This window comes from Pseudomonas sp. SC11 (assembly GCF_047039205.1).
In the GTDB taxonomy this organism is placed as follows: Bacteria; Pseudomonadota; Gammaproteobacteria; order Pseudomonadales; family Pseudomonadaceae; genus Aquipseudomonas; species Aquipseudomonas boreofloridensis.
The window spans coordinates 5,400,129-5,420,146 of record NZ_CP178183.1 but is presented as its reverse complement, the minus strand read 5'-3'; the positions used below and the strand labels follow the sequence as shown (position 1 = coordinate 5,420,146).

The window sequence follows — 20,018 nt, the reverse complement described above, 5'->3', positions numbered from 1 at the left end:
ACTATAAGCTTTTGCTAATACTGCCCCTAACAAATATTGATTTTTGTTTATCGATCTGCAGCGCTAGCTTTGAACGTGCGACTGGCCAGCAGCGTCTGGTCACGCGCCGACCGGTGTATCCGGATCGTCTGTTCGAACGGCTTTGGGAAGACTCCAGTGATAAAAAAAATCCTGATCGCCAACCGGGGTGAAATCGCAGTCCGCATCGTGCGTGCTTGCGCCGAGATGGGCATCCGCTCCGTCGCGATCTTTTCCGATGCCGACCGGCATGCCTTGCACGTCAAGCGCGCCGACGAGGCCTACAGCATCGGTGCCGAGCCGCTGGCCGGTTACCTGAACCCGCGCAAGCTGGTGAACCTGGCTGTGGAAACCGGCTGCGACGCCCTGCATCCGGGCTACGGTTTCCTGTCGGAAAACGCTGAACTTGCGGAAATCTGCGCCGAGCGTGGGATCAAGTTCATCGGTCCGGCCGCCGAGGTCATCCGCCGCATGGGCGACAAGACCGAAGCACGGCGCACCATGATCCAGGCCGGGGTGCCCGTCACGCCTGGCACCGAAGGCAACGTGGCCGATATCCACGAGGCCCTGCGCGAAGGCGACCGCATCGGTTACCCGGTGATGCTCAAGGCCACTTCCGGTGGTGGCGGACGCGGTATCCGCCGCTGCAACAGCCGCGAGGAACTGGAACAGAACTTCCCACGGGTGATTTCCGAGGCCACCAAGGCCTTCGGCTCGGCCGAGGTGTTCCTGGAAAAGTGCATCGTCAATCCCAAGCACATCGAGGCGCAGATCCTCGGCGACAGCTTCGGCAACGTGGTGCACCTGTTCGAACGCGACTGCTCGATTCAGCGCCGCAACCAGAAGCTCATCGAGATCGCCCCGAGCCCGCAGCTCACCCCTGAGCAGCGCGCCTACATCGGCGACCTGGCGGTGCGCGCCGCCAAGGCGGTGAATTACGAGAACGCTGGCACCGTGGAGTTTCTGCTCGCCGAGGGCGAGGTGTACTTCATGGAGATGAACACGCGGGTGCAGGTGGAGCACACCATCACCGAGGAAATCACCGGTATCGACATTGTCCGCGAGCAGATCCGCATTGCCTCGGGCGAGCCGTTGTCGGTCAAGCAGGAAGACATCGTGCACCGCGGCTTTGCGCTGCAGTTCCGCATCAATGCCGAAGACCCGAAGAACAACTTCCTGCCCAGCTTCGGCAAGATCACCCGTTACTACGCCCCCGGCGGCCCGGGCGTGCGTACCGACACGGCGATCTATACCGGCTACACCATTCCGCCGTTCTACGACTCGATGTGCCTGAAACTGGTGGTCTGGGCGCTGACCTGGGAAGAGGCCATGGATCGCGGGTTGCGGGCTTTGGACGACATGCGCGTGCAGGGCGTCAAGACCACCGCCGCGTACTACCAGGAAATCTTGCGCAACCTGGAATTCCGTAGCGGCCAGTTCAACACCAGCTTCGTCGAAAGCCACCCTGAACTGACCAACTACTCGATCAAGCGCAAACCCGAAGAATTGGCCCTGGCCATCGCCGCCGCCATCGCCGCCCACGCCGGCATCTGAATGCAGTGGCAAGCTGCGAGCGGCAAGCTGCAAGTAGAAGCGGATCGGCTTTTCTTGCGGCTTACCGCTACACGCTTGCCGCTAAAAGGAGATAACAATGTCCAAGAAAATCCATGTAACCGACACGATCCTGCGTGATGCCCACCAGTCTCTGCTGGCCACGCGCATGCGCACCGAAGACATGCTGCCGATCTGCGACAAGCTCGACAAAGTGGGCTACTGGTCGTTGGAAGTCTGGGGTGGCGCCACCTTCGATGCCTGTGTGCGCTTCCTCAAGGAAGACCCATGGGAGCGCCTGCGCCAGTTGCGCGCAGCCCTGCCCAACACGCGCTTGCAGATGCTGCTGCGCGGGCAGAACCTGCTGGGCTACCGCCACTACAGCGACGACGTGGTCAAGGCGTTCGTGGCCAAGGCGGCAGTCAACGGCATCGACGTCTTCCGTATTTTCGATGCCATGAACGACGTGCGTAACCTGCGCGTGGCCATCGAAGCGGTGAAGGCGGCTGGCAAGCACGCGCAAGGCACCATCGCCTACACCACCAGCCCGGTGCACACCATCGACGCCTTCGTGAAGCAGGCCCAGCAGATGGAAGCCATGGGGTGCGACTCGGTGGCGATCAAGGACATGGCCGGCCTGCTGACGCCGTTCGCGACCGGCGAACTGGTCAAGGCCCTGAAGGCCGAGCAGTCGCTGCCGGTGTTCATCCACTCCCACGACACCGCCGGCCTGGCCGCCATGTGTCAGCTCAAGGCCGTGGAAAATGGCGCGGATCACATCGACACGGCCATCTCCAGCTTCGCCTGGGGCACCAGCCATCCCGGCACCGAATCGATGGTCGCAGCGCTCAAGGGCAGCGAGTTCGACACCGGTCTGGATCTGGAACTGTTGCAGGAAATTGGCCTGTACTTCTATGCCGTGCGCAAGAAGTACCACCAGTTCGAGAGCGAGTTCACCGCCGTGGACACCCGCGTGCAGGTCAACCAGGTACCGGGCGGGATGATTTCCAACCTGGCCAACCAGCTCAAGGAGCAGGGCGCGCTCAACCGCATGAACGAGGTGCTGGCGGAAATCCCACGGGTGCGCGAAGACCTCGGCTTCCCGCCACTGGTCACGCCGACCTCGCAGATCGTTGGCACTCAGGCGTTCTTCAACGTGCTTGCCGGCGAGCGCTACAAGACCATCACCAACGAAGTGAAACTGTACCTGCAGGGCGGCTACGGCAAGGCCCCAGGTGTGGTCGATGAGCAACTGCGGCGCCAGGCGATTGGCAGCGAAGACGTGATCGATGTGCGTCCGGCCGACCTGCTCAAGCCGGAAATGGCCAAGCTGCGCGCCGAGATCGGCAGCCTGGCGCACAGCGAAGAGGACGTGCTGACCTTCGCCATGTTCCCGGACATCGGTCGCAAGTTCCTCGAGGAACGCCAAGCCGGCACGCTCAAGCCCGAAGTGCTGCTGCCGATTCCCGAAGCCGGCGCCGCCGCCTCGGTGGGCGGTGAGGGGGTGCCGACCGAGTTCGTCATCGACGTGCACGGCGAGACCTACCGCGTGGACATCACCGGTGTCGGGGTCAAGGCCGAAGGCAAGCGCCATTTCTACCTGTCGATCGATGGCATGCCGGAAGAAGTGGTGTTCGAACCACTCAACGACTTCGTCAGCGGCGGCAGCAGCAAGCGCAAGCAGGCCAGCGCGCCGGGCCATGTCAGCACCACCATGCCGGGCAACATCGTCGATGTGCTGGTCAAGGAGGGCGATGTGGTCAAGGCCGGGCAGGCGGTGCTGATCACCGAGGCCATGAAGATGGAGACCGAAGTGCAGGCGGCCATCGCCGGTAAGGTCGTGGCCATCCATGTCGCCAAAGGCGACCGGGTCACGCCGGGTGAGATCCTGATCGAAATCGAGGGCTGATACGCAGCGCTCGAGGGTGAAGCGGTTACCTCATGGGGAGCGAAGGCTCCCCTTTTTTTGCGGTGCGTTTTAGTGCAGATGGAGGTGTAGGAAGTGATTTGCAGATGGGTCTGGTCAGGCGCGCAAGCCTGATCAGGTAGCGCTGCCAGCGCCGTCGCTTGCCCGTCGGCAGTCTTCCAGCGTTCGCACCTGACCTTCCGGCCGCTGGTTCTCGGCCGCCAACCAGCGCTCGAAACCGGCTGCCACCTGCGGCCATTGCCCGTCGGTGATCGCATACCACGCCGTATCGCGGTTACGGCCCTTCACCACCATGTGTTGCCGGAACACTCCCTCGAAGACGAAACCGAAGCGCTGCGCGGCGCGCTTGGAGCGGGCGTTGGCGTCGTTGCACTTCCATTCCAGCCGGCGATTGCCCAGTTCGAATCCAAGTTTGCCCAGCAGGTACACCGCTTCGGTGCCCTTGGGCGTGCGCTGCATCGCGGCGCCGAAGGCGATGTGGCCGAGTTCGAAGCGACCGTGGTCGGGCACCATCGACATGTAGCTGAGCAGGCCTTGGGCCTGATCGCTGTTTTTGTCGATCACGCTGTAGAACAGCGGATCTGCACTGGCGGCATGGCCCTGCAGCCAGCGGTCGAAGGCGGCGCGCTCGGTGAAGGGGCCATAGGGCAGATAGTCCCACAGAGCGGGGTCGGCGTCCGGACCTTGCAGGACTTCCCAGAGGTCGTCGCCGTGGCGCGCCGGGTCGAGTTTTTCCAGGCGGATGAAGCGCCCCTCCAGGGGCGCAGCATTGGGAGTCCTGGCAGGTGTCCAGTTCAGTGCGTCAGTCATGGCGCTTACAACCCTTTGCGGAATTGGATGAAGCCTGGCCGTTCGGCCACCTGTTGGTAAAGGCCGATGGCTGTGGCGTTGGTTTCGTGGGTCAGCCAGTGCACCTTGATGCAGCCGGCGGCCTTGGCCGTGGCACAGACATGCTCGATCAACTGACGACCGATGCCCAGGCCGCGCTGTTGTGGGTCGACGTACAGATCCTGCAAGTAGCAGGCGTTCTCGATGCTCCAGTTGGAACGATGGTAGATGAAGTTGACCATGCCCACCGCCTTGCCATCGACCCAGGCCAGTGTCGAATGGGTGGGTTCGCTGGGGTCGAGCAGCCGCTGCCAACTGTTGGCGCTGACCTCCTCGGCCAGGGTGGTTTCGTAGAAGCGCAGGTAGGCCTGCCACAGCGGCAGCCAGGCGGCGTGATCTTCGGCGCGGACAGGCCGCAGCGTGACGGTGGACATGGGCATTCTCCTTTAGAGCGAGCGCATCTGCGCGGCAAGTGATTGGTCGAGTGGGTCGCGGCTGTCGGCCAGGCCAGCGTGAACGCCCTGGATGTCCGCCGCGCTGCGGTTCTGGCTGAGCTTGCGCGCGCCCTGTAGGCGGGCGATCGGCAGGCGGATGCCGACGATGGCGCGCAGCATGCCGTCGATGTAGTCGGCTGGCGCATCGGCCACTGCCCAGGGCTCGCTGCGGCCCTGCTCGTGCAGGTCGGTCAGGCGGCTGACGATCTGCAGCAGCGACTCGGCGTCGTGCATGACATCGACCGCACCGTAGGCATGCACCGCCACGTAGTTCCAGGTCGGCACCACCTTGGGATCGTCGTGCTTGCTCGGGTAATAGCTGGGGCTGACGTAGGCATCCGCACCTGCAAACACCAGCAGCGCCTCGCCGCCGCGCTGCAGGTCCTGCCACTGGCGATTGGCTCGCGCCAGGTGGCCGTAGACCGTGCCGAACTCGCCCTCATCGGTGTCCAGCAGTACCGGCAGGTGAGTGGCCAGCAGGCCGTGGTCGCCGTGGCTGATCAAGGTGGCGAGGCGGGCGCTCTGCATGTGCTGGTGCAGACGCTGAAGGTCGTGATCCTGGAAGGGTTTGGCGATGTGCATGATGAAAGTCCTTGTTCAATGGGGACCATCCTAGGCAGGCTATTGGTCTGGTGTAAGAGCCATTGAAGTCTATTTTCATAGGTCCAATTTCATGACTGAGCGCGCACTCGTATCGTCTTTCGACCCAGCTGGAATCGTTTTGGACCGGCGCCGGGGGCTCAGCCAGCAGCTGTATCAGGCGCTACGCGCAAGGGTGCTGGACGGCCACCTGAGCAGTGGTACGCGCCTGCCGGCCACCCGTGACCTGGCGTCGATGCTGGCGCTGTCGCGCAACAGCGTGGTGCGTGCCTACGATCAACTGTATGCCGAAGGCTTCATTGAAAGCCGAGTCGGCGATGGCACGTATGTGAGTCGGCTGGAAAAACTGTCCACACAGTTATCAACAAGGTTATCCCTGGGGTTATCAACAGGTTTATCCACATTTTCGTCTTCTGATACTGAGCATTTATCCAGCTCGACGCGTTCCACTGCGCCGCTCGAGCGCCTTGCCAGCCATCATCTTTCACTGCCCCGAACCGATGCACCGCGGGCATTTCGACTGGGCATGCCGGCAGTCGATCTGTTTCCGTTCGAGGTCTGGGCCAAGCTACAGGCGGGTTTCTGGCGAAATCCCGATCCCGCTGTGCTCGGCTATGGTGATCCGGCGGGCGAGCCACTGCTGCGTGAACTGATCGCCGCCTACATGCGTCGCTCACGCGGGCTGTCGTGCACCGCTGAACAAATTGTGATCACCAGTGGTGCGCAGCAGGCCATCAGCCTTTGTGCACAGCTGCTGTTGCAGCCGGGCGATGAAGTGGCTGTGGAAAACCCAGGCTATCGTGCGGCTCGGCATGCGTTCGCCCTGGCCGGTGCTTCGCTGCGCGGCGTGCCGGTGGACGAGCAGGGGCTGGAATGCGAGCGGCTGGCGGATTGGCCTGATTGTCGATTGGTCTATGTGACGCCCGCGCACCAGTACCCGACCGGCGTCACCCTGAGCCTGGCGCGGCGCCTGGCGTTGCTGGCCTGGGCCGAGCGCCACGACGGCTGGATCGTCGAGGACGACTACGACGGCGAGTACCGCTACAGTGGCGCGCCGTTGGCCCCGCTGGCGGCGCTGGACAGGCAGCAGCGGGTGATCTACGTCGGCACCTTCGGCAAGATCGCCTTTCCGGCCATGCGCTTGGGCTACCTGGTACTGCCGCCGCGACTGGTCGAGCCGTTCAGCCAGGCACGCGCGCTGGCAGTGCGACACTCCGAGGTCGGTACTCAGTGTGTGATGGCGCAATTCATGGCTCAGGGACACTTTCAGCGTCACATTCGACGCATGCGCCGGGCGGCCCTGGCCCGTCGCGACGTGCTCAAGGCGGGCTGGCCCAAGGATGTTTCGGGGTTGGGCACCATGCCGGAAGTGGCGGCAGGCCTGCATGTGAAGGTGGATGTGGATAACGTTGCCCGGGAAACGCAACTGGTGGCGCAGGCCGAGGCGGTGGGGGTGGAAGTGCAGGCGCTTAGCCCGTACTGGCTTGAGAACGGCGAAGCGCCTGTGGATAAGTGCGCGGGTCTGGTGCTGGGTTTCGCCGCGGTTCCCGAGCCGGAGATCGCCGAGGCCTTGCTGCGGTTACGCAAGGCCTGGCGCTAGCCACCGGCAGAGGTACGACTCAGGTTCCCGACTTGATCCGCGTCCAGGCGCGGGTGCGTGCCCGCTCTGCCTCTCGGCTCAGCGGCTTGAGGGTGTACAGCTTGGTCATCGCCTCGGCCGTTGGGTACAGGTTCGGGTTGTTGCGAATGTCCGGGCTGACCTTGTCGGTAGCGTCCTTGTTCGGGTTCGGGTAACCGACGAAGTCGCTGATCGGCGCGATCACCTCAGGCCGCAGCAGGTAGTTGATGAAGGTGTGGGCATCTTCCGGGTTTGCCGCGTTTTTCGGAATCGCCAGCATGTCGAACCAGATTGGCGCGCCTTCCTTGGGCAGGCGCATGTCCACCACCACACCGTTCTTGGCTTCACGAGCGCGGTTGGCTGCCTGGGAGAAGCTGCCGGAGTAACCCACGGCCACGCAGATATCGCCATTGGCGATGTCGGCCATGTACTTGGACGAGTGGAAGTAGGTGACGTACGGACGAATCTTCAGCAGCAGCGCCTCGGCCTTCTTGTAATCGGCCGGATTATCGCTGTTGGGCGGCAGGCCCAGGTACTGCAGCGCCAGCGGCAGGATCTCCGAGGGGGAATCGAGCAACGCCACGCCGCATTGCTTGAGCTTGGCGATATTTTCTTCCTTGAAGATCAGGTCCCAGCTGTCCACAGGCGCGTTGTCGCCGAGCGCAGCCTTGACCTTGGCTGGGTTGAAGCCGATCAGGATGGTGCCGTACATGTAAGGGACCGCGAAGCGGTTGCCGGGATCGTTGGCCTCGATCAGCTTCATCAGCGCCGGGTCCAGGTGGTGCCAGTTCGGCAGCTTGCTGCGGTCCAGCGGCTGGAACACCCCGGCTTCGATCTGCTTGGCGAGGAACACATTGGACGGCACCACCACGTCATACCCGGAGTTGCCGGTCAGCAGCTTGGCTTCCAGTGCTTCGTTGGTGTCGAAAATGTCGTAGATCAGCTTGACCTGGGCATCCTTCTGGAAGTCCACCAGAGTCTGCGGCGTGATGTAGTCGAACCAGTTGTACACGCGCAGGGTGCGCTGTTCGGCATGGGCCGCAGCACCGCCGGCCAGCAGGCCGACAGCGATGAGTGGGGCAAGCAGACGCTTGAATGGACGCATGATCAGGCTCCTGTCTGGACGCGCTGGAAACCTTCCAGCACGTTGACCGCGTTGATACCGATTTCCTCGACGGCGTAGCCACCTTCCATCACGAACAGCGTCGGCTTGCCGAGCCGAGCGATGCGCTCGCCCATGGCCAGGTAGTCCGGGCTGTCCAGCTTGAACTGGGAAATCGGGTCGTCCTTGAAGGTGTCCACGCCCAGCGACACCACGATGACCTCGGCGTCGAAAGCGGCGATGCGCTGGCAGGCGTCTTCCAGTGCCGCGCTCCAGGCCGTCCAGTCGCTGCCCGCTGGCAAGGGATAGTTGACGTTGCAGCCCTCGCCGGCGCCTTCGCCGGTTTCGTCGGCATAGCCCAGGAAGAACGGGAATTCATCGGTCGGATCGCCGTGGATCGAGGCGAAGAATACGTCGTTGCGGGCATAGAAGATGTCTTGGGTGCCGTTGCCATGGTGGTAGTCCACATCGAGGATGGCGACCTTGCCCTTGCCCTGATCGAGGAAAGCCTGGGCAGCGATGGCGGCGTTGTTCAGGTAGCAGTAGCCGCCCATCACCTCGGCGGCGGCATGGTGCCCTGGCGGACGGCACAGGGCGAAGGCCGAGTGAGCGCCGTTGTGGATGGCGGCCTGAGCCGTCAGAGCCACTTGGGCTGCGCTGTAGGCGGCCTGCCAGGTGCCGGCGGTGATGGGCGCGCCGCCGTCGAAGCTGTAGTAGCCCAGTTCGCCATGCAGGCCGCGTGGCTTGATGGGGCGCAAGGTGCGTGCCGGCCAGGTGAAGGGCAGCAGGTCGCCCTCCTGGTTCATCGTCGCCCAGCGGGCCCAGGCACCTTCGAAGAAGTCCAGGTAGGCGGCGCTGTGGACGCGCAGCAGGGGTTCACGGCCGAAGTCGGTGGGCGCCTGGATCGGACCCAATTCGCGCTGCTTGACGCGGTCGAGTACATGATCGGCGCGTGATGGCATCTCGAAGCATGGCATCAGCTTGCCGTCGATCAGCTCGCAGCGGCCGTGGTGCAGGCGGTGATCGTCGGAATAGATCGTCAGCATTTGTTGTTCTCCGCAGGGACTGGCGTGAATTCATTGTGGTGGGCAAGCCAGAGGGGGTGAACGTCGCAAACGGCCAAAAGGGGATCGATGTGGCCACTGTCGATGGCCGGATCGGGGCCGTGGGGGATCATTCAGGCCGCGTCCAGCGGTTTGGATCAGCCGCGAAAATGACTGGGCGCTACGCCGCTCCAGCGCTGGAAGGCATGCCGGAAGCTGGCCGTCTCGCTGAAACCGAGGGTCTCGGCGATGCGGTAGATGGGCATGTGATCCTCGGCCAACAGCTGTTTGGCGCGCTCGAAACGCAGTTCGTCGAGCAACTGCTGGTAACTGCTGCCCAGCGCCTGCAAGTGGCGGCGCAGGGTACGCGAGGAGCAGTTCATCTGCTGCGCCAGGCCCTCTAGCCCAGGCGCCGCGTCGAGTTGCTTGAGCAGCAACTGGCGGATGCGCCCGAGCCAGGCCTGGCGTCCGGTGAACTCCAGGTTCAGGCGGCGGCACCGTTCGGCCATGGCCTTGTGGGTAATGGGGTCGGCGAGTGGCAAGGGCATGTCGAGCCAGCGCCGTTCGAAGGCGACGGCGTTGTCTTGCGCGCGGAATTCCAGGGGGCACTGGAATGCACCGGCATAGAGCGAGTGATAAGCCGGGCGCGCGTGTTCGAAGCGGGCGGCCAGCAGGGGCAGAGGCCGGCCGAGCAGGTCATCGCAGATGACCTTGAGCGACACCATGCAGAATTCGGCGTTGAACGCTGCCAAGGCTGGCGGCTCGCGATAATCGCTGGCGCTGAGCCAGATGCGCTGGCCGTCGTCGACCAGGCGCAGTTGGAAGATTGTTCCCAGCAGTGCCGGAAAGCGCAGTGCCAGACGCAGGGCGTCACCCAAAGTGGCACTGGAGAGCAGCGCGTAACCGAGCATGCCATAGCAGGACACATGCATGCGCCGGCCCAGTTCCAGGCCGATTTCCGCGCGTCGCGCCACGGCGTTTGCGCAGACCTGCAGCTCCTGCTGGGTGGTGATGCGCGCGTCGGGATGCCCCAGGTCCGCCGGGCCTATGCCGCTGCCATCGAGCAGTTGCGTAGCGTTGCAGCCCTCTTCCTGGAACAGGTTGAGGATCAGCGAAACGGCGTTGAGGGTAGTGAGGTGACTGTGCAGCATGCTCGGCATCCCGGTGCGGTGAGGGCTATTGGCGAGCAAGTTGTGTGCCGCAGGACGCCGACGGGTCGGTGGAGGTGCGAAGCGTGGATAAAAAAGGGCCCGGCGCTGTGCGCTCGGGCCCTGGAAAGGTTGAGAGGTGTCTAGTCCCTCGACCTGGTGAGACGGTTGCAGCGGTCGGGTTACGCTTTGAGCGGAACCAGACGGGGAGCGATCATGTTTTCCGGACGCAGGATGTCATCGAGCATGGCGTCGTCCAGCAGCTTCTCCTCGCGAACCAGTTCCAGCACGCCACGCCCGGTTTCGAGGGCGACGCGGGCGATACGAGTGGCGTTCTCGTAGCCGATGTACGGGTTCAGCGCGGTGACCAGGCCGATGGAGTGCTCGACCAGTTCGCGGCAGCGTTGTTCGTTGGCAGTGATGCCGACGATGCAGTGCTCGCGCAGCATGTCCATGGCGCGCTGCAGCAGGCGGATCGAGTCGAAGATCTTGTAGGCGATCAGCGGCTCCATCACGTTGAGCTGCAACTGGCCGCCTTCGGCCGCGACGGTCAGGGCCAGGTCGTTGCCCATGATGGCGAAGGCCACCTGGTTGACCGCTTCGGGGATCACTGGGTTGACCTTGCCCGGCATGATCGAGCTGCCCGGCTGGCGCGCCGGCAGGTTGATTTCGTTGATGCCGGTGCGCGGGCCGCTGGACAGCAGGCGCAGGTCGTTGCAGATCTTCGACAGCTTGACCGCGGTGCGCTTGAGCATGCCGGAGAACAGCACGAAGGCGCCCATGTCGGAGGTGGCTTCGATCAGGTCGGCTGCCGGTACCAGCGGCTGGCCGCTGATGGTGGCCAGGCGCTGCACGGCCAGGGCCTGATAGCCCGGGTCGGCGTTGATGCCGGTGCCGATGGCGGTGCCGCCCAGGTTGATTTCGGTGAGCAGCTCCGGCGCCAGCGAACGCAGACGGTTGAGGTCTTCGGTCATGGTGGTGGCGAAGGCGTGGAATTCCTGGCCGAGGGTCATCGGCACGGCGTCTTGCAGCTGGGTGCGGCCCATCTTCAGGACGTGGTCGAATTCCTTGCCCTTGGCCGCGAAGGCCTGGATCAGGCTGTCGAGGCTGGCCAGCAGGGCGTCGTGACCCAGCAGCAGGCCTAGGCGGATGGCAGTCGGGTAGGCGTCGTTGGTCGACTGCGCCATGTTCACGTCGTTGTTCGGGTGCAGGTACTGATACTCACCCTTCTGGTGGCCCATGGCCTCCAGCGCAACGTTGGCGATGACCTCGTTGGCGTTCATGTTGGTGGAGGTGCCTGCACCGCCCTGGATCATGTCGACCACGAACTGCTCGTGATAATCGCCTTTGATCAGGCGGGCGCAGGCTGCGCTGATAGCAGCGTGCTTGGCATCGCTCAGGTGGCCCAGCTCACGGTTGGCGTCGGCAGCGGCCTGCTTGACCATGGCCAGGGCCACGACCAGCTTCGGGTAGTGCGACAGCGGAACGCCGGAGAGGTGGAAGTTGTTGGCAGCGCGCAGGGTCTGGATGCCGTAGTAGGCATCGGCAGGGACTTCAAGGGTACCAAGCAGGTCTTTTTCGACACGGAACGATGCAGCGGAGGACATGACGGATATCATCTCGGGTTGGCCCCGGCACTAGCCGGAATGCCGCCAATCCTAGGGGTCGACGGGTTTTGCGGCCAATGCTGATGCACGCTAACCTATGCACAAACGGCATACGGTTTGATGTGACGCCGATTGACAATCGAGCGTGTCCCATTTTGGTGCACGCCTGCGGAGCTTCTCGATGAACCTTGAAAGCAAGTGGCTGGAAGACTTCAGTGCCCTGGCCTCGACGCGTAGCTTCTCTCAGGCGGCAGAGCGCCGTTTCGTCACCCAGCCGGCCTTCAGCCGCCGCATCCGCAGCCTGGAAGCTGCGCTCGGGCTGACCCTGGTGAACCGCTCGCGCACGCCCATCGAACTGACCGAGGCCGGACAGCTTTTTCTGGTCACCGCTCGAACCGTTGTCGACCAGTTGAGCGAAGTTCTCCGCCACCTGCACCATTTGGAGGGCGGACAGGGCGAGGTCATCCAGGTGGCCGCCGCGCATTCCCTGGCCTCCGGCTTCTTCCCGCGTTGGGTGGCGCAGTTGCGCAACGACGGGCTGAACATCGCCACCCGGCTGGTGGCCACCAACGTCGGCGACGCCGTGCATGCCCTGCGTGAAGGCGGTTGCGACCTGATGCTGGCGTTCTATGACCCGGATGCCGCCTTGCAGATGGATGCGGAGATCTTTCCGTCCCTGCACATGGGCACCACCGAGATGCTGCCGGTGTGTGCGGTGGGACCTGATGGCAAGCCGCTGTTCGACCTGGAGGGCGAGGCCAGCGTGCCGCTGCTGGCCTACAGTGCCGGTGCGTTTCTCGGGCGTTCGGTGAGCCTGCTGCTGCGCCAGCGCAACCTGCGCTACACCACGGTGTACGAGACGGCGATGGCCGACAGCCTCAAGAGCATGGCGCTCGAAGGCATGGGCATCGCCTGGGTGCCGCGCCTGTCGATGCGCGGCGAGCTGGAGCGCGGGGAACTGGTGATCTGCGGCCCCAGCCAGTGGCATGTGCCGCTGGAGATTCGCCTGTACCGCTGCGCGCTGGTGCGCAAGGCCAATGTGCGGTTGCTGTGGCGCAAGCTCGAAGGTGTCGCACAGGGCGTGGCAGTTGACTCGAAAGTCAGCGCAACCCCCGAAAAATAAGGCCGACAGATGGTCGGCAGGGGTGCCTGTGCGGCGCTGGGTTACGGTATACTGCGCGGCCCCTGGACCGGTTAGATCCGGTCATGAACAGCAAACAAGCCACGCCGTCCCGCGTGGCTTGTTGTTTTTTGACGGCGCCCCCGGGCGCACAAGCGAAGAGGCTCGACGATGAGTGCACTGGTTGGCGTGATCATGGGCTCCAAGTCCGATTGGTCCACCCTTAGCCACACCGCCGATATGCTGGAAAAACTCGGCATTCCCTACGAGGTGAAGGTGGTGTCCGCCCACCGCACCCCCGACCTGCTGTTCCAGTACGCCGAACAGGCCGAAGGCCGCGGCATCGAGGTGATCATCGCTGGCGCTGGCGGTGCTGCGCACCTGCCCGGCATGTGCGCCGCCAAGACCCACCTGCCGGTGCTCGGCGTGCCGGTCCAGTCGTCGATGCTGTCGGGTGTCGATTCGCTGCTGTCGATCGTGCAGATGCCGGCCGGTGTGCCGGTCGCTACCCTGGCCATCGGCAAGGCCGGCGCGATCAACGCGGCGCTGCTGTCGGCGAGCATCCTGGGCGCCAAGTACCCGCAGTACCATGCGGCGCTCAAGCAGTTCCGCACCGAGCAGACCGACACCGTTCTGGACAACCCGGACCCACGCCAGGCTTGAGGCTGACGATATGAAGATCGGTGTAATCGGTGGCGGCCAACTGGGCCGCATGCTGGCTCTGGCGGGTACGCCGCTGGGCATGAACTTCGCTTTCCTCGACCCGGCGCCGGATGCCTGCGCGGCACCGCTGGGCGAACACCTGCGCGCCGACTACGGCGACCAGGACCACCTGCGTCAGTTGGCCGACGAAGTCGATCTGGTCACCTTCGAGTTCGAAAGCGTCCCGGCCGAAACCGTCGCCTTCCTCTCGCAGTTCGTGCCGGTCTACCCGAGCGCCGAGGCGCTGCGCATCGCGCGCGATCGCCTGTTCGAGAAGAGCCTGTTCCGCGACCTGGGTATTCCCACCCCGGCCTTCGCCGACATCCTCTCGCAGACCGACCTCGACGCCGCCGTGGCCAGCATCGGCCTGCCGGCCGTGCTCAAGACTCGCACCCTGGGCTACGACGGCAAGGGCCAGAAAGTCTTGCGCACGGCGCAGGACGTGGCAGGCACGTTCGCCGAGTTGGGCAGCGTGCCCTGCCTGCTGGAAGGTTTCGTGCCGTTCACCGGCGAAGTCTCGCTGGTGGCCGTGCGGGGCCGTGACGGCGAGACGCGCTTCTATCCCCTGGTGCATAACACCCACGACAGCGGCATCCTGCGCCTGTCGGTGGCCAGTGTCGCGCACCCGTTGCAGGCCCTGGCCGAAGACTACGTCGCACGCGTGCTCGAGAAACTCGACTACGTCGGGGTCATGGCTTTCGAGTTCTTCGAGGTGGACGGCGGTCTGAAGGCCAATGAGATCGCCCCGCGGGTGCACAACTCCGGGCACTGGACCATCGAGGGCGCCGAGTGCAGCCAGTTCGAGAACCACCTGCGCGCCGTCGCCGGCCTGCCGCTGGGCTCGACCGCCAAGGTCGGTGAGAGCGCCATGCTCAACTTCATCGGCGAGGTGCCGGCCGTGGACAAGGTGGCGGCCATCGACGATTGCCACCTGCATCACTATGGCAAAGCGTTCAAGGTCGGTCGTAAAGTCGGCCACGCCACGCTGCGCTGCAAGGACATGGCTACCCTCCAGGCGAAGATCGCCGAAGTCGAGCAACTGATCGGCGGCTGATCGAACTTCGCCGGGCGTCCGCCCTCTGAAATGGCAACACGCCAAAGCGCTGCACGGGCTTTGGCCTGTTCCATCTTTATTGCGGAGGGATTGCCATGGGCATCATCGGAACTATCTTCATCGGCCTGATCGTCGGCCTGCTCGCGCGTTTCCTCAAACCGGGCGACGACAGCATGGGCCTGATCATGACCATCCTGCTCGGCATCGCCGGCTCGCTGGTGGCCACCTACGGCGGCCAGGCGCTGGGTATCTATCATGCCGGCCAGGCGGCGGGCTTCTTCGGCGCGCTGGTGGGCGCCATCGTGCTGCTGGTGATCTACGGATTCATCAAGAAGCGTTGAACACAGGCTAGAATGCGCGGCAATTCATCCGAGTTGCCGAGCATTGCCATGCGTGCGTCATTCCTGTTTTCCCTGTTGCTGGCCAGCACCCTGGCCCATGCCGAGCTGCCCGAGACCGACTGGCTGGAGCTGATGCCCAAGTCCGACCAGAAGGCCCTCGAGCAGATGCCTGAAATCGACCACAACTCGCCCGAAGCGCTCGGCACCTTCACCGCCAAGGGTGGCCTGAAGCAGAGCAAGGGCCTGCCTGCGGTGATGTACTCGACCAAGACCGTGGCGGCGATGAACGGCCGGCAGATCCGCCTGGGCGGTTATCCGGTGCCGCTGGAAAGCGACGCCAAGGGCAACAGCACGTTGTTCTTCCTGGTCCCGTATCCGGGCGCCTGCATCCACGTGCCGCCGCCGCCACCGAACCAGTTGGTGCTGGTGCGTTATCCCAAAGGCCTGAAGATCACCGATATCTACACGCCGCTGTGGGTCAGCGGCGCGTTGAAGATCGAGAAGGTGAGCAACGACCTGGCCGACGCGGCCTACGCGCTGGACGCGGCGAAGGTGCGGGTGGTGGAAGACGCCGACCTCTGAGTCGCCGTAGGGCTCAGAGCGCTTCGCTGCTCAGTTCCACCTGCAGCACATGGCGCGCGCCGGGCGCCAGGGTGACCACGTCGTCCCACACGTTCGCCGTCTCGATGCACAGCATGCGCTGCCAGCCATCGTCGGCCATGTCCGGCAACTCGCGGGCTCGGTCGGTCCAGGGGTTCCAGATCACTGCGCTGCGCGAGCCGCTGGCACGCAAGATGACTCGGCGGTTCCAGCGCGGATCGACGATCGCCAGTTGCTGGGGCGTGTTCAGGTAGATACGGTCGGTCTCGCCCGCAAAGCGCAGCACGCTGTGCTGGGTGCGCGGCTCCCAGTTCTCCAGGGTTTCGATGTAGGTCAGGCCCTCTACACCCTCCACCTGCACCTCGCGCACGTCACTCACGGCGAAGTAGCTGTGCAGCGCCTGGCTCAGGGTGACGGGCGCCTCTCCCAGGTTGCGACTGGACAGTGCGACGCGCAGTTGCGTGCCCAATTCGATCACCAGGCGCAATTCGACGGTGTGCGGCCAGTCGGGCAGTTGGCCCTGGGCTTCGGGCAGGTCGAATTCGATACGCAGTGTTTCATCGCGCTCCTCGACACCCAGCAGTTGCCAGTCGCGGCCGCGCACCAGGCCGTGGGCCGGTGCTTCGCTGCCTTGGTACATCGCGCGGACCGAGTCAGGATTGCGCTGGAAGTTGCTGAACCAGGGCCAGCACACCGGCACCCCGGCGCGCACCGACTTGCCTGGACGGAACAAAGCCTGGTCGCTCAGCCACAGCAGCGGCGGCTCGCCGAGGCGCTGGTAGCTGAGGATCTGCGCGCCCTGCTGGGCGATGAGAAGTTCGGCGTGCTGGCTGACGATGCGCCAGCAGCTGAGTTCGCCGTGTTGCTCGGTGTCGACCGTGAAGGTTGCCATGCGGCCCTCATTCAATGCGGGTGAGGCCGTTGGACCTCGATGCCGACGTCGAGTTTACCGCGCGGCGGGCTTCAGCAGCGCGGCACGGAGCGGGTACGGCCGCTGCCGTCGATGGCGACGAAGACGAATACCGCTTCGGTGACCTTGCGCCATTCGCTGGACAGCGGGTCGTCGCTCCACACCTCGACCATCATGCGGATGGAGCTGCGCCCGATTTCCAGAGTCTGGGTGTAGAACGACAGTTGCGCGCCCACCGCCACCGGCACCAGAAAGGCCATGCGGTCGATGGACACGGTGGCCACGCGTCCGCCCGCGACGCGGCTGGCCATGGCAGTGCCAGCCAAGTCCATCTGCGCGACCAGCCAGCCGCCGAAGATGTCGCCGAAGCCGTTGGTTTCACGCGGCAGCGCGGTGATCTGCAAGGCCAGGTCGCCCTGCGGGATGGGATCTTCTTGTTCGAGCTCAATCATGCCGTGGGGCCTCTGACCCGTGAAGCTTCATTGGTTGGCGCGGTGGTGGACGCCCTGAAAACGATTCAGCGCGAAACATACTACGCTGATCTGGCTGCCGGCGGCGGCCAAAGGAAAACGTTGAGGAACCGTCTGTCCAGTGTGACCGGCGTTTTCGCACAACGTCCCACATCGTAGCCAACCTTTTCCTACAACGGGCGAGTATATAGACGGGATTGGCCAGCGACGACAGCGCAATGGTGAATAACTGTAGGGTTTTTGTATCGCTATGAGCAGCGCTTAGCAATTTGCTATCTTCGCCCTTCCCGCACCAGCAGCCGCGCCACAAGCGGCCTGTCCTATAAAAGAGAATCTCCATGACCGCCGTGCCCAACCCCCTCGAACAGCCTTCCCGGCCGCTGACCCGCAGCGACTACAAGACCCTTTCGCTGTCGGCGCTGGGCGGCGCGTTGGAGTTCTATGACTTCATCATTTTCGTGTTCTTCGCCACGGTGGTCGGCAAACTGTTCTTCCCCGCCGACATGCCCGAATGGCTGCGCCTGATGCAGACCTTCGGCATCTTCGCTGCGGGCTATCTGGCACGGCCACTGGGCGGCATCGTCATGGCCCACTTCGGGGACCTGCTCGGGCGCAAGAAGATGTTCACCTTGAGCATCTTCATGATGGCGCTGCCGACGCTGATCATGGGCCTGTTGCCGACCTATGCGCAGATCGGCCTGTGGGCACCTATCCTGCTGCTGCTGATGCGCGTGGTGCAGGGCGCAGCGATTGGTGGCGAAGTGCCGGGGGCTTGGGTGTTCGTCTCCGAGCACGTGCCCGAGCGCAATACCGGCTATGCCTGCGGCACGCTCACGGCGGGGCTGACGGCGGGCATCTTGCTGGGCTCGCTGGTGGCCACCCTGATCAACACCCTGTACACCCCAGAGCAAGTGGCCGACTACGCCTGGCGTATTCCTTTCCTGCTCGGCGGCGTGTTCGGCCTGTTCGCGGTGTACCTGCGGCGTTGGCTGCATGAAACCCCGGTGTTCGCCGAAATGCAGCAGCGCAAGGCCTTGGCCGAGGAACTGCCACTGCGTGCGGTCCTGCGCGATCACCAGGGCGCGATCGTTCTGTCGATGTTGCTGACCTGGCTGCTGTCGGCGGGCATCGTGGTGGTGATCCTGATGACCCCGGCATTGCTGCAGAGCCTGTACCACATCAGCCCCACCGATTCGCTCAAGGCCAACAGCGTGGCCATCGTTCTGCTCAGCCTGGGTTGCATCGGTGCGGGTAGTCTGGCGGATCGCTTCGGCGCCGGGCGGGTGTTCGTGCTCGGCAGCCTGGGGCTGCTGGCCTCGTCCTGGGTCTTCTACCACAGCCTGCCGACGCGCCCGGACCTGCTGTTTCCGCTGTATGCCGTCACCGGTCTGTTCGTCGGCCTGGTCGGCGCGGTGCCCTACGTGATGGTCAAGGCGTTCCCGGCAGCGGTGCGGTTCAGTGGGCTGTCGTTCTCCTACAACGTTGCCTACGCCATCTTCGGCGGCCTCACGCCCATGGTGGTGACCGGGCTGCTCAAAGTCAGCCCCATGGCGCCGGCCTACTATGTGGCGGGGCTGTGTGCGGTGGGCTTGGGGGTAGGGCTGTACCTGCTCGCACGAAAACGCTGACGACCCGACATGATGAAGGGCCTTCGCAATGATGGCCTTTCATCCATTTGTCACAATTAGGTCATATCGTGTTCATGCGGCGTGCCGATACTGGGCCCCGTTCCATCCGACACCCCCCATTCCTGCTAGGAGTAAGGCATGAAATTGAAGCGTTTGATGGCGGCCCTCACCTTTGCCGCCGCTGGCGTCGCAGCCGCCACCGCGGTCGCCGCTGTCGATCCTGCTATCCCGACCTACACCAAGACCACGGGTGTGTCGGGCAACCTCTCCAGCGTCGGTTCCGATACCCTCGCGAACCTGATGACTCTGTGGGCCGAGGCCTACAAGAAGGAATATCCGAACGTCAACATCCAGATCCAGGCTGCTGGCTCGTCCACCGCACCACCTGCGCTGACCGAGGGCACCGCCAACCTCGGCCCGATGAGCCGCAAGATGAAGGACGTCGAGCTGCAGGCCTTCGAGCAGAAGTACGGTTACAAGCCGACCGCCATTCCGGTCGCTGTCGATGCCTTGGCCGTGTTCGTGCACAAGGACAACCCGATCCAGCACCTGACCATGGAACAGGTCGATGCCATTTTCTCTTCCACCCGCCTGTGCGGTGGCAAGACCGAGGTCAAGACCTGGGGCGACGTGGGCGTGACCGGCGACCTGGCCAGCAAGCCCATCCAGCTGTTCGGGCGCAACTCGGTGTCCGGCACCTATGGCTACTTCAAGGAAGAGGCGCTGTGCAAAGGCGACTTCAAGCCTAACGTCAACGAACAGCCCGGCTCGGCGTCGGTGGTGCAGTCGATCAGTTCCTCGCTGAACAGCATCGGTTACTCGGGCATCGGCTACAAAACCGCCAGCGTGAAGACCGTTGCCCTGGCCAAGAAAGGCAGCAGCGAGTTCATCGAAGACACCGAAGAGAACGCCCTGAACGGCAAGTATCCGCTGTCGCGCTTCCTCTATGTGTACGTGAACAAGGCGCCGAACAAGCCGCTGGCACCGCTGGAAGCCGAGTTCGTCAAGCTGGTGCTGTCCCAGGCCGGCCAGCAGGTGGTGGTGAAGGATGGCTACATCCCGCTGCCGGCCAAAGTCGTCGAGAAGACCCTGAACGACCTGGGCCTGGCCCACAAGTAAGACGATGACCCGGAAGCGATCGGTCTTCAGCCGCCGATCGTTTCCACCGCCTTTTCAGTCCGGCGCCAGATACCTGAGCGGCGGGCTTTTTTGCGTCATTGTGTTGTCATGTTTCTGTAATACGGTGCCACTAGGGTG

19 protein-coding genes are annotated in these 20,018 nt (G+C 63.9%); 10 read left to right on the top strand and 9 right to left on the bottom strand.

The features are described from left to right. The first annotated feature begins 156 nt into the window (after positions 1–156). Both ACK2SD_RS24055 and oadA read left to right on the top strand, forming a co-directional pair. The gene (locus ACK2SD_RS24055; protein ID WP_412461015.1) at positions 157–1,572 is read left to right on the top strand and encodes an acetyl-CoA carboxylase biotin carboxylase subunit; all 1,416 of its coding nucleotides are present in this window, start codon (positions 157–159) and stop codon (positions 1,570–1,572) included. Between the two features lie 97 nt (positions 1,573–1,669). Next, a complete protein-coding gene (gene oadA / locus ACK2SD_RS24050; protein WP_412461014.1) occupies positions 1,670–3,478 on the top strand; it encodes a sodium-extruding oxaloacetate decarboxylase subunit alpha in 1,809 nt (602 codons plus the stop codon). 132 nt (positions 3,479–3,610) lie between these two features. Here oadA and ACK2SD_RS24045 read toward each other — a convergent pair whose 3' ends face one another. The 3 genes from ACK2SD_RS24045 to ACK2SD_RS24035 are packed head-to-tail and all read right to left on the bottom strand — an operon-like array spanning position 3,611 to position 5,400. Continuing rightward, a complete protein-coding gene (locus tag ACK2SD_RS24045; protein WP_412461013.1) occupies positions 3,611–4,306 on the bottom strand; it encodes a GNAT family N-acetyltransferase in 696 nt (231 codons plus the stop codon). A 5-nt stretch (positions 4,307–4,311) separates the two neighbouring features. Then, the gene (locus tag ACK2SD_RS24040; RefSeq protein WP_039582407.1) at positions 4,312–4,758 is read right to left on the bottom strand and encodes a GNAT family N-acetyltransferase; all 447 of its coding nucleotides are present in this window, start codon (positions 4,756–4,758) and stop codon (positions 4,312–4,314) included. 12 nt (positions 4,759–4,770) lie between these two features. Beyond that, complete coding sequence (locus tag ACK2SD_RS24035; protein WP_412461012.1) at positions 4,771–5,400, bottom strand: FMN-binding negative transcriptional regulator; 630 nt, start codon at positions 5,398–5,400, stop codon at positions 4,771–4,773. A 91-nt stretch (positions 5,401–5,491) separates the two neighbouring features. Between ACK2SD_RS24035 and ACK2SD_RS24030 the strand changes: the two genes are divergently transcribed. Further along, positions 5,492–7,018 carry a PLP-dependent aminotransferase family protein gene (locus ACK2SD_RS24030; RefSeq protein ID WP_412461011.1) on the top strand — a complete coding sequence of 509 codons (1,527 nt, stop codon included), beginning with the start codon at positions 5,492–5,494 and terminating at the stop codon, positions 7,016–7,018. A 19-nt stretch (positions 7,019–7,037) separates the two neighbouring features. On the opposite strand, the gene ACK2SD_RS24025 is transcribed toward ACK2SD_RS24030, so the two are convergent. The 4 genes from ACK2SD_RS24025 to aspA form a co-directional block, all read right to left on the bottom strand. Then, positions 7,038–8,141, bottom strand: a complete 1,104-nt coding sequence (locus ACK2SD_RS24025) for a polyamine ABC transporter substrate-binding protein (protein WP_412461010.1) — start codon at positions 8,139–8,141, stop codon at positions 7,038–7,040. 2 nt (positions 8,142–8,143) lie between these two features. Further along, entirely contained in the window at positions 8,144–9,184 is a 1,041-nt protein-coding gene (locus ACK2SD_RS24020) for a histone deacetylase family protein (protein WP_412461009.1), read from the bottom strand. Between the two features lie 155 nt (positions 9,185–9,339). After that, complete coding sequence (locus ACK2SD_RS24015; protein ID WP_412461008.1) at positions 9,340–10,332, bottom strand: AraC family transcriptional regulator; 993 nt, start codon at positions 10,330–10,332, stop codon at positions 9,340–9,342. 179 nt (positions 10,333–10,511) lie between these two features. Further along, the gene (gene aspA / locus ACK2SD_RS24010) at positions 10,512–11,936 is read right to left on the bottom strand and encodes an aspartate ammonia-lyase (RefSeq protein WP_039582414.1); all 1,425 of its coding nucleotides are present in this window, start codon (positions 11,934–11,936) and stop codon (positions 10,512–10,514) included. 181 nt (positions 11,937–12,117) lie between these two features. On the opposite strand from aspA, the gene ACK2SD_RS24005 reads away from it, so the two are divergent. The 5 genes from ACK2SD_RS24005 (at position 12,118) to ACK2SD_RS23985 (ending at position 15,735) form a co-directional block, all read left to right on the top strand. Then, positions 12,118–13,059: a LysR substrate-binding domain-containing protein gene (locus tag ACK2SD_RS24005; RefSeq protein WP_039582416.1), complete on the top strand. Its 942-nt coding sequence runs from the start codon at positions 12,118–12,120 to the stop codon at positions 13,057–13,059. Positions 13,060–13,227: 168 nt separating this feature from the next. Further along, positions 13,228–13,719, top strand: coding sequence for a 5-(carboxyamino)imidazole ribonucleotide mutase (purE, locus tag ACK2SD_RS24000; RefSeq protein ID WP_029612250.1), 492 nt, complete (start codon positions 13,228–13,230; stop codon positions 13,717–13,719). Positions 13,720–13,729: 10 nt separating this feature from the next. Next, entirely contained in the window at positions 13,730–14,812 is a 1,083-nt protein-coding gene (locus ACK2SD_RS23995; protein ID WP_412461007.1) for a 5-(carboxyamino)imidazole ribonucleotide synthase, read from the top strand. Between the two features lie 95 nt (positions 14,813–14,907). Next, the gene (locus tag ACK2SD_RS23990; RefSeq protein WP_039582420.1) at positions 14,908–15,153 is read left to right on the top strand and encodes a GlsB/YeaQ/YmgE family stress response membrane protein; all 246 of its coding nucleotides are present in this window, start codon (positions 14,908–14,910) and stop codon (positions 15,151–15,153) included. A 48-nt stretch (positions 15,154–15,201) separates the two neighbouring features. Then, positions 15,202–15,735, top strand: coding sequence for a DUF3299 domain-containing protein (locus ACK2SD_RS23985; protein WP_162889481.1), 534 nt, complete (start codon positions 15,202–15,204; stop codon positions 15,733–15,735). A 13-nt stretch (positions 15,736–15,748) separates the two neighbouring features. Here ACK2SD_RS23985 and ACK2SD_RS23980 read toward each other — a convergent pair whose 3' ends face one another. Next, positions 15,749–16,645: a D-hexose-6-phosphate mutarotase gene (locus ACK2SD_RS23980; protein WP_412461006.1), complete on the bottom strand. Its 897-nt coding sequence runs from the start codon at positions 16,643–16,645 to the stop codon at positions 15,749–15,751. 71 nt (positions 16,646–16,716) lie between these two features. Continuing rightward, positions 16,717–17,115, bottom strand: coding sequence for an acyl-CoA thioesterase (locus ACK2SD_RS23975; RefSeq protein ID WP_412461005.1), 399 nt, complete (start codon positions 17,113–17,115; stop codon positions 16,717–16,719). 356 nt (positions 17,116–17,471) lie between these two features. On the opposite strand from ACK2SD_RS23975, the gene ACK2SD_RS23970 reads away from it, so the two are divergent. After that, positions 17,472–18,761, top strand: a complete 1,290-nt coding sequence (locus tag ACK2SD_RS23970; RefSeq protein ID WP_295483299.1) for an MFS transporter — start codon at positions 17,472–17,474, stop codon at positions 18,759–18,761. Positions 18,762–18,899: 138 nt separating this feature from the next. Continuing rightward, positions 18,900–19,880 carry a phosphate ABC transporter substrate-binding protein PstS gene (locus ACK2SD_RS23965; protein ID WP_029612258.1) on the top strand — a complete coding sequence of 327 codons (981 nt, stop codon included), beginning with the start codon at positions 18,900–18,902 and terminating at the stop codon, positions 19,878–19,880. Positions 19,881–20,018: the final 138 nt, after the last annotated feature.